The organism is Sphingobium sp. (assembly GCF_035511395.1).
GTDB lineage: Bacteria > Pseudomonadota > Alphaproteobacteria > Sphingomonadales > Sphingomonadaceae > Sphingobium.
On sequence record NZ_DATKFP010000051.1, the window covers coordinates 1 to 9,249 of the forward strand.

General features: G+C 61.1%; 7 protein-coding genes. 3 read left to right on the top strand and 4 right to left on the bottom strand.

What is annotated here, in order from left to right:
- Positions 1–128 precede the first annotated feature (128 nt).
- The 4 genes from VMR39_RS02760 to VMR39_RS02775 all read right to left on the bottom strand — a co-directional run bounded on the left by VMR39_RS02760 (position 129) and on the right by VMR39_RS02775 (position 4,161).
- Positions 129–1,382, bottom strand: a complete 1,254-nt coding sequence (locus VMR39_RS02760) for an MFS transporter (protein ID WP_325414113.1) — start codon at positions 1,380–1,382, stop codon at positions 129–131.
- Positions 1,379–2,125 (bottom strand): phytanoyl-CoA dioxygenase family protein, encoded by a 747-nt coding sequence (locus tag VMR39_RS02765; RefSeq protein WP_325414115.1) that lies wholly within the window; start codon positions 2,123–2,125, stop codon positions 1,379–1,381. The genes VMR39_RS02760 and VMR39_RS02765 overlap by 4 nt, the downstream gene beginning before the upstream one ends.
- An 81-nt stretch (positions 2,126–2,206) precedes the next feature.
- A complete protein-coding gene (locus tag VMR39_RS02770; protein ID WP_325414117.1) occupies positions 2,207–3,268 on the bottom strand; it encodes an LLM class flavin-dependent oxidoreductase in 1,062 nt (353 codons plus the stop codon).
- Positions 3,265–4,161 (bottom strand): aldo/keto reductase, encoded by an 897-nt coding sequence (locus VMR39_RS02775; RefSeq protein WP_325414119.1) that lies wholly within the window; start codon positions 4,159–4,161, stop codon positions 3,265–3,267. Before VMR39_RS02775 ends, VMR39_RS02770 begins: the two co-directional genes overlap by 4 nt.
- A gap of 43 nt (positions 4,162–4,204) precedes the next feature.
- Here VMR39_RS02775 and VMR39_RS02780 point away from each other — a divergent pair, with 43 nt between their 5' ends.
- The 3 genes from VMR39_RS02780 (at position 4,205) to VMR39_RS02790 (ending at position 9,178) form a co-directional block, all read left to right on the top strand.
- Positions 4,205–5,293, top strand: a complete 1,089-nt coding sequence (locus VMR39_RS02780) for a Gfo/Idh/MocA family protein (protein WP_414712444.1) — start codon at positions 4,205–4,207, stop codon at positions 5,291–5,293.
- Between the two features lie 364 nt (positions 5,294–5,657).
- Positions 5,658–6,173: a DUF4214 domain-containing protein gene (locus tag VMR39_RS02785; RefSeq protein WP_325414121.1), complete on the top strand. Its 516-nt coding sequence runs from the start codon at positions 5,658–5,660 to the stop codon at positions 6,171–6,173.
- Positions 6,170–9,178 carry a glycosyltransferase family 1 protein gene (locus VMR39_RS02790; protein ID WP_325414123.1) on the top strand — a complete coding sequence of 1,003 codons (3,009 nt, stop codon included), beginning with the start codon at positions 6,170–6,172 and terminating at the stop codon, positions 9,176–9,178. Before VMR39_RS02785 ends, VMR39_RS02790 begins: the two co-directional genes overlap by 4 nt.
- Positions 9,179–9,249: the final 71 nt, after the last annotated feature.

Sequence of the window (9,249 nt, forward strand, 5' to 3'; positions counted from 1 at the left end):
CAGCCTCAAATCCTCGGTTCGCGTGGTAAAGGCTGGGTCTGCGGCTTGACCGTCGGCGGGCCAGGAAAAGGCGGCGTAGGGCTGACCCGGTCCCTGTGACGCGAGCAGGACGCCACGCTTTTCATCGCTCATGGCTTGTCCTTCCGCAGTTTTGGCAGGCGGGGCAGCAGCAGTTGTATCCAGCCAATGCCCAGTAGATAGGAGATGGAGGCGAAGAGGAAGAGCGGGAGATAGCCCAGCCCCGCCGCCAGCGTCAGGCCGGCAATCTTGGCGATCGCCATGCCGCCCAGATTGCCACAAAAGGCGCCGAAGCTGGTGACTCGGCCGACCTTCGCCTGCGGTGTCACATCCGCGATCAGCGCGAAGAGATTGGTCGAAAAGCCCTGATGCGCGGCCAGCGTCAGCGCCAATATGCAGACGGCAACCCAATAGTCGTCCGCTTGCAGGGCGAGCGGCACGGGCAGCACCAGCAGGGCCGATGTGAGTAATACGCCCTTGCGCACACGGTTGAGGTCATGACCGCGCGCCAGCAGCTGCGACGGCACCAGTCCACCGATCAGCGACCCGACAGCCGCGCCGCCATAGGCGACCGCCAGCGGCGGGCCGAGATCGACACCGCTCAGGCCGAATTGCCGGTTGAAGAAATCGGGCATCCAGAACAGCAGCAGCCACCAGGTTGCGTCCGACAATATCTTGGCGACGGCGATCGCCCAGGTACGCCGGTCCTTCAGGATCGGGCCATAGTCCGGGGCGTCGTCGGTTGGTGCCGCCACCGCAGGCTGGACCGATCCGAAATCGATCCGCCGGGTCGCCAGCAGCCATAGGCCCGCCCAGCCCAGTCCGATCAGTCCCGCAGCGATGAAGGTGCCACGCCAGCCCCAGACCAGCGCGACCACCGGAATGGCGAGCGGCGCCAGTACCGCACCCATGCTGTTCGCGGCATTGCCAAGGCCGAAACCGGCCGAGCGCAGGGAAGGCGGGAAGATGGTCGCGATCGTCTTGATGCCGGTCGGCGTGCCCATCGCCTCGGTCGCACCGAGCGAGACGCGGCAGAGAATGAACTGGACCATGCTGTGCGCCCAGCCATGGGCGATGGCGGCGATGCTCCAGGCGGCGACGCCGAGCGGATTGGCCCATTTGACGCCGACGCGATCGGCGATCCAGCCGGTAAAGAGAAAGGCGAAGGCGGCCGCCCCCTGAAACCAGGCGGCGAGCGTGCCATAGTCATTGTCGCTCCAGCCCAGATCCTTGGCAATCACCGGCTTGAGCACGGAGATGATCTGGCGATCAACCAAGTTCAGGATGCCCGCTGTCACGACCAGCCCGAACAGCAACCAGCGGGTACGGCCGGCGATGGCCGAGACGGCAATTTTCGTACTCATCCGAACGTCACCTGTTCCCCGTTGCGCAGGAAGGCGATAGCGTTGCGGCGCAGATGCCCGTCGGCATTGAGCAGTGGGCGCGGCGTATACTGCGCAAGATAGACGCGGCGCGGATGGTCGCTGAGATTGGTGCCGGTCGCGTGCAGCAGCAGGCTGGAGAAAGCGACGATGCTGCCAGCTGCGACTTCGATCGCCTGCCCATCCTCCGGAACGGCGACACCGAGGTCTGCCGTCGCTTCCTGCCGCTCATGCGCGATCAGGCCGCGACGATGGCTGCCGGGAACCACCCGCACCGTGCCATTTTTGACGGTCGCGTCGTCCAGCGTACACCAGCAGGTGAGATAGGGCGGATGGTCCGCCGGGCCGCCATTGCCCGCGACATAACCGCTGTCCTGATGCCAGGAAAAGGCCATGCCCTGCTCCGGCCCCTTCACCACATATTGATCCATGAAGAAATAGGCATCAGCGCCCAGCGTGGCACGGCAGATGTCCGCCATGACCGGTGCGAAAAGCATGGTGCGCAGCGCCGGCTGTTCGCGCTGACATTCATTGGCAAAATAGCGCGCGCCACGATGGCTGAGGCCAAGCCGATCGGTACCGGCGACATCCATGCGGGCATCCTCGCGTGCGACGAAGGCAGCGCATTGGTCTTGCAACAGATCGAGCAGTGGGCCACGCAGCACGCGGTCGAACACCGCATAGCCCTGCTCGTGAAAGGACGAGGATTGCGCGTCGAAACTCATGGCCTCCTGCTCGCATGCGGCGGAGCAGGAGGCAAGAAAAGTATTTCTATCTCTTCAGTAGAGTTTTCTGTTTCTTATTGATCAGAATGCGAGAGGCGCATGGTCGAGGTGCGGCAGCACATGACGGGCGAACAGGTCCGCCTCTGCCGAATGGGGGTAGCCGGACAGGATGAACGCCTCGATACCTTCGGCACGATAGGCATCCAGCTTGGCGCGGACCTGATCGGGATCCCCGACGATAGCAGCGCCGCAACCCGACCGGGCGCGGCCAATTCCCGTCCAGAGATTATCCTCGACATAGCCCTCGTTACCGGCCGCCTCGCGCAACTCAGCTTGGCGGCGCACGCCGGCCGATTGCGAGTCGAGCGACCGGGCGCGGATCGCGGCCCCCTCCGCATCGTCAAGGCGGGAGAGCAGCCGGGACGCGGCGGCGCGCGCTTGCGCTTCCGTCTCGCGCACCACGACATGGACGCGATAACCGAAGCGCAAGGCCCGGCCCCGCTTCGTCGCACGGGCGCGCATGTCGGCGATGATGTCGCGCACGGCCGGCAACGTGTCCGGCCACATGAGATAGACGTCCGCCCCTTCCGCCGCGGCTTCGCGCGCAGCTTCGGACAGGCCACCGAAATAGAGTGCGGGCGCGGTGCCGCCCTGCGCAATGCGAGGCGGGTCGAGCTTGAGTTGCCAGAAGTCGCCCTGATGGTCGATCGGCTGCCCGTTCAGCAGGGTGCGCAGGATATGCATCGCCTCGACCGTGCGGGCATAGCGTGGCTCGCTGGCCAACACCTCACCGGGCAGGTCGCTGGAAATGATGTTGATGGCAAGGCGCCCGCCCGCGATCTGGTTGATGGTCGCAATCTGGCGCGCCAGTTGCGGCGGCCAGCTTTCGCCGACGCGCACCGCCATCAGCAGTCTGATCCGCCGGGTCAGCATGGCAATGGCGGAGGCGAAGGCGGTGGTGTCGATGCCCAGCGCATAGCCCGATGGCAGCAGCACATTGTCGAAGCCACCGCTTTCGGCCGCGAGAACGATGTCGCGACAATGCTCCCAGCTCGACTTGAGTTGCGGGTCGGCAACGCCCAGAAATTCATAGTCGTCGTCGCACAGCGCGGAAAACCATGCGACTTCGCAGGGGCCGGTCATGGCAGTCTTTCTCCCAGCGAGGCTTCCAGCACGCCATACCATTCGCCGCGCGTCCATTCGACCTTGAAGGCGTCGATGCTGCGCGCGATGCGCGCGGGGGACTGGCTGCCCACGATCGGGATCGGATGCGCGGGATGCGCCATGACCCAGGACAGGGCGGCGGCGGTGATGTCGACGCCAAAGCGGGCCGCTTGCTCCTCGATCAGGATCGCGGCGGGATGCAGCGCCTTGGCCAGACGTCCACCACCCAGCGGCGACCAAGCCAGCACAGCGATGTCCCGCGCCATCGCCTGATCGAGCGTACCGTCATAGAGCGGCACGGTGCGCAGCGCGGAAAATTCCGGCTGCGTGCTGACGATCGGTAGATCGAAGAAGGTCTGGAGCGCGTCCAGTTCGTGGATGCTGTAGTTGGATACGCCGATCGCGCGAACCTTGCCGGCTTCGACCATTTTGGTGAGGCTGGCCGCCACCTCCTGCGGGTGGGTCAGGAAATCGCGGCGATGAATCTGGTAGAGATCGACCTGCTCGATGCCCATGCGGGTCAGCGAGGCGTCGATCGCATCGGCCAGATAGTCCGCCCCGCTATTATAGGGAATGCCGGGACGGATGCCGCCTTTGGTCGCGACCACCATCCGCGCACGCAGCTCCGGCGCATCGGCCAGAATCCGGCCGAACAGCGCCTCGGCCGATCCGAAGCCGGCGGGCGTATCGCAGCCATAGATGTCCGCCGTATCGAACAGGGTGATGCCCGCGTCGAGCGCGGCCTCCACCCTTGATCTGGCATCGCGCAGATCGTCGCCGGAAAGGCGCCACATGCCCCAGGCGATGGGGAAAACGGAAATTCCGCTCTTGCCGAGCGGACGCGGTTCGGGGGATAGGCGCAGCGTCGTCATGGACGGCTCAATGACACAGGTCACGGATTCGGGGAATATCCCAGTGGTAAACACTATACGCTATGGCATCGTCGGAACTGGCATGATGGGCGTGGAGCATATCCGCAACATCCTGATCCAGCCAGGCGCGACCATCACCGCAATCGCCGATCCGGTCGAGGCGTCGCTGGGCTGGGCGCGCGGAGCGCTGGGGGACAAGGCCGCGGGCGTCGCCGAATATGCCAGCGCGCAGGAAATGGTGAAGGGCGGCAATGTCGACGCCGTCGTGGTCGTGTCGCCCAACTATACCCACCGGGCGGTGCTTGAACCGCTGCTGGACAGCGATATCGCAATCCTCTGCGAAAAGCCGCTCTGCACCACAGTCGAGGACGCACGCTGGGTAGTGGAACAGGTGGAAGGACGCGCCGCTCCTTTCTGGACCGGCATGGAATATCGCTACATGCCACCCGCCGCCGCCTTCATCGAACAAGTCCATGCTGGTCGGATCGGCAAGCTCCAGATGCTTCTGATCCGCGAGCACCGCTTCCCCTTCCTGGTCAAGGTCGGCGACTGGAACCGCTTCTCGGCCAATACGGGCGGCACCATGGTCGAGAAATGCTGCCACTTCTTCGACCTGATGCGCCTGATCGTCCGGTCGGAGCCGGTGCGGGTCTATTGTTCGGGGGCGATGGATGTGAACCATCTGGACGAACGCTATGACGGTCGCACGCCCGACATCATCGACAACAGCTTCACCACGGTCGATTTCGCCAATGGCGTGCGCGCCATGCTGGACCTGTGCATGTTCGCCGATGGCGCCGAGCATCAGGAAGAAATGTCGGCGACCGGCGACAAGGCGCGGCTGGATGTGCTGATCCCGCCGGGCGACCTCGTCTACTCGCCGCGCGTCGGCTTCATGAAGGACAAGGCCGTCGAGCGCAGCCATGTACCGGTCGATCCCGCCGCGATGGAAGCAGGATCGCATTATGGCGCGACCTATTATCAGCACCAGGCCTTTGCCAAGGCGGTGCGGGGCGATGGCGCGGTCGAGGTCACGGCGCTGGACGGACTGCGCGCCGTGGGTATCGGCCAGGCTGCGGAAATCAGCGCGCGCGAAAAGCGCGTGGTAGAGATGACCGAACTGGGTTTCTGATCCATTGGCCAAACAGCGGGGCTCTATCTGCGTCGATTGATCACCGATGATGCAAGCGCCAAAGCTGGCGGGAAGAGCGATCTGGCGGTTTCGATCTAGGTCGAAACGGCGCGGTAACCTAGCCGTATTGGTCTTGTGCAAACGCAGCAATCCGTCGCGATCGGCCTCTTGACTTTGCGAGTCAGATATCGGAACCGAAGGCAGCATTTGTCTAGGAAATTGAACATGTCAAATCGCTGGCCGCGCCATGTTCAGAAAAGCTTGGTCTACTCTGAAAAAGGCCGAGCCAAAGCGTGACAAACAGAGTTCAATGCATCAATCTGTGGGGCATCATGGCAATTTGTCGAATTCACTGGACGGTAACATGTCGCTGAACGAATTGCTGTCGCTCAACGGTGTCGCCTTTTTGCAAACTGCATATCAATTGATCCTGAACCGGGAATTGGACGATTCCGGCCAGAATTACTACGGTATCAAAATGCTTGCCGGAGCACGTAAATATGATGTGATCTCTGCCCTCGCCAACTCGAAAGAGGCGCGCAAAAACGGCAGCGCGGTGCCGGGCATGAAGACATATCTTGCCCGTCAACGCTGGGCCGACTTCCCCATCATAGGCTGGTTCGTGCGACAGTTCCACGATGTGGAGAGCAGGGATCCGGTCAGTCGACAGATTCGCGCGCTGCAGATGCAACTCGCCAGCGGGAGCAGGAGCGCCGGCCCGGCGGCGGTTGCGTCGACCTTGGGCATTGTCAGTGCGCCGACCAGCCATCCAGGCTTGGTTCTTCACGAAAACGCATCTTCGGCACTCGATGCCGTCTTGCAGGATGATTTGTCTGCCGAAACGATCGCGATCTACGCCTTGCTCAAGAGCCCCGCATGACCGGAACATCCCCGATGGCCAATCCTGTTGGTCGCAAGCTGCGCATCGTGATCGATATGCAGGGGGTGCAAAATGGCAGCCGCTATCGCGGTATCGGCCGATATACTTTCGCCTTCACCGAGGCGTTGATCGCCCTCTGTCGCGATCGCCACGACGTGTTCCTCGCGTTCAACTCAGATTTACCGGATGAACTGCCGTTCCTGATCAGCCATTTCAAGGGACAGATCGGCGCGCAGAACATTTTGCTCTGGCACCCCAGCGGGATCGCACATTACGCTTTGCTGGAGAATGACGCCCATCGTTTCGCCTCGGAAGGCTTGCGCGAAGCTGCTCTCGCTGGGCTGAATCCCGATATCGTGATCGTATCGAGCATGTCCGAAGGCGCCGGCGACCAGACGATCACGTCCGTCGGCCGCTTTCTCAAGGATATCCCGACAGCGGCGATCTTCTATGATATGATCCCGCTGATCTACAAGAGTACCTATCTTCAGGACGCCAGGCTCCTTCAATGGTTCATGGAAAAGGTCGACCATTTCAGCAAATGTGACCTGTTGCTGGCGATCTCGGAATCTTCCCGCCGCGAAGGCATCGAACATGCAGGTAACAAACCAGAGGACGTGGTCAGCATCTCGGCGGCGATCTCCGACAGCTTTGCTGCGACCAAGGGCACGCCGCTCGCAGCCTTGAAGAAGAAATTCGGCATTACCGGCCCATATCTGATGTACAGCGGCGCTACGGATGCGCGAAAAAACCTCAATCGGTTGATCGACGCGACCGCTGCTGTCGATCCGTCCGTGCTGGCGAAGCATCAAATGGTACTGGCAGGCGGTATGCCGCGCGAACATATGGAGGAATTGTCCGCACGCGTCGCATCCCACCCCAGCCTGAACGGTCGTGTAGTATTTACCGACCGCGTGTCCGACGATGAAATGATCGGCCTGTATCGCAATGCGAAGGCCTTCGTCTTTCCCTCCTATCATGAGGGGTTCGGTCTTCCGGTACTGGAGGCGATGGCTTTCGACATTCCGGTGATCGGCGCCAATGCAGCCAGCGTTCCGGAGATCATCGAACTGGAAGAGGCGCTATTTGATCCCTTTTCGCTGCCTGACATCACTCGGAGCATACAGCGTGTACTGACCGACGATCCATTCCGGCAGCGGCTTGCAGAATCAAGCAAACGCCAGTTCGGCAAATTCTCCTGGGAAAAAACCGCGCTGCTGGCGCTTGATGCGATAGAGGCCAAGGCAGCACGCGGCGAGTTGACCCGTAGTCGTTTCTCTGGTCTGTCCCGTCCGGAGCAGCGCCAACTTCTGGTGGATTATTTGCGCGCCGTCGCTCCGTCGCGATTGATCCATAACAACGAGGCTGTCCACATCGCGCGGCAGGTAGTCAAGGCATTGCCTCGACGCCGTGCGATCTTTGTGGACATTTCCGAACTTTATGTGCGCGACAGCGGAACCGGAATCCAGCGCGTCACCCGCAATATTCTCGATGCGCTATTGACGATGGACCTGGCGGATTTCGAAATATTGCCGGTCTATACTCGTACCAACAACGACTATTATGTCGCTACCGATGTACTGGCCCGCTATCGAAATGTTACAGCGGCGCGCACCAAAAACTATCTGATTGATCCCAAGCCCGGCGACATCTTCCTGGGCCTGGACTATCACGACGTTCTCATGCCAGCGCGCAAGGAGGCATTCCGCAGGATGCGCCTGCTGGGCGTGCCTGCTTATTTCATTATCCACGATCTGCTGCCGCAGCAATTCAAACAATTCTTCCCGGCCGAAGTCGTAGAAAATAATGCGCAGTGGCTACGCACCGTGGCGGAGATGAACGGCATAATCGCGGTGACGAAAACCGTGGCCGAAGATTTCTCCTCCTATATCGTCGCGGAAAATGAATTTATCGCCGATGATTTCAAGATCGGTTGGTTCCATAATTCGGGCGATCTTGCGAGCAGGACGCGGGTACGGGCGGAATTGGAAGGGCCAAACGCCTTTCTGCTCAACACGCTGCGAGAGGCCAGAACTTTCCTTTCCGTCGGCACGATCGAACCACGCAAGGGCCAGGCCCAACTACTCGATGCGTTCGACCTGTTATGGCAGCAGGGCTCGGACGTCCATCTCGTGCTTGTGGGCAAAAAGGGATGGATGGTCGACGAGTTGGTCAAGCGCTTCAATACGCATCCAGAGCGTAACAAGCGCTTCTTCTGGTTCGATTCAGCCGATGACGATATGTTGGCCGCGCTGTATGAAGCGGCCACTTGCCTCGTTGCACCATCACACGGGGAAGGCTTCGGCCTGCCGTTGGCGGAGGCGGAGCAGTTTGGACTGCCGGTTCTGGCACGCGACATTCCGGTTTTTCGCGAGGTCGCGCCCAAGGATACGACCTTCTTCACCGCTCTCGATGGCGAAAAGCTGGCCATCGCGGTAACGGATTGGCTTGCCGAGGATACCAAGCCGCGGCGGAAAGAGATCGGTTCGGCTGCCGGGCCGGTGCAATCGCACCTTCCGCAAAATTGGACGGACAGCGCGAAGCAAATCCTTTCCAGCATCATTGACGGCCAGTGGCATCAAAGCCTGTCCGCGCCGCAGCACTTCGCGATCAAACCTGTCGACAAGCGGCTTGGCTCCCACATCGGTAAGCGTGACGAGGGCCGGCTCGTCTCCGGCGGCCATGGCGGCACATTGGTATTCGGGCCTTGGCTTGGGCTTGCTGCAGGCAAATATGAAGTAACGTTCCGCCTGAAGATACTTAAGGCATCCGGCGGTGACGGGCATTTCAAGGTCTATGCGCAGGGCGGTCAGGTCGACTTTGCCTATAAGCATGTCAGAGATCTGTGCAAAGTCGCCATGGACGAAAAACTCGTCACGTTGGAGATCAGCCTGCCCAAGGCCTTTTCCGACGTCGAGTTGAATGTCATGCTTGACGAAGGCATGATCTTGGAGTTGATGTCGATCGAAATACAAAGGCTTGGAAACGTGCGACCGGGACACTGAACGGGTTGAATGACGTCGAGTCAGGGATCGATAAATATAATTGAGGTATGTTATGCAGGTCCGTGCGTCGG

Bases quoted from the DNA above. Each gene is read 5' to 3' on its own strand.
- VMR39_RS02760 (WP_325414113.1), bottom strand. From the start codon at position 1,382: ATGAGTACGAAAATTGCCGTCTCGGCCATCGCCGGCCGTACCCGCTGG.
- VMR39_RS02765 (WP_325414115.1), bottom strand. From the start codon at position 2,125: ATGAGTTTCGACGCGCAATCCTCGTCCTTTCACGAGCAGGGCTATGCG.
- VMR39_RS02770 (WP_325414117.1), bottom strand. From the start codon at position 3,268: ATGACCGGCCCCTGCGAAGTCGCATGGTTTTCCGCGCTGTGCGACGAC.
- VMR39_RS02775 (WP_325414119.1), bottom strand. From the start codon at position 4,161: ATGACGACGCTGCGCCTATCCCCCGAACCGCGTCCGCTCGGCAAGAGC.
- VMR39_RS02785 (WP_325414121.1), top strand. From the start codon at position 5,658: ATGTCGCTGAACGAATTGCTGTCGCTCAACGGTGTCGCCTTTTTGCAA.
- VMR39_RS02790 (WP_325414123.1), top strand. From the start codon at position 6,170: ATGACCGGAACATCCCCGATGGCCAATCCTGTTGGTCGCAAGCTGCGC.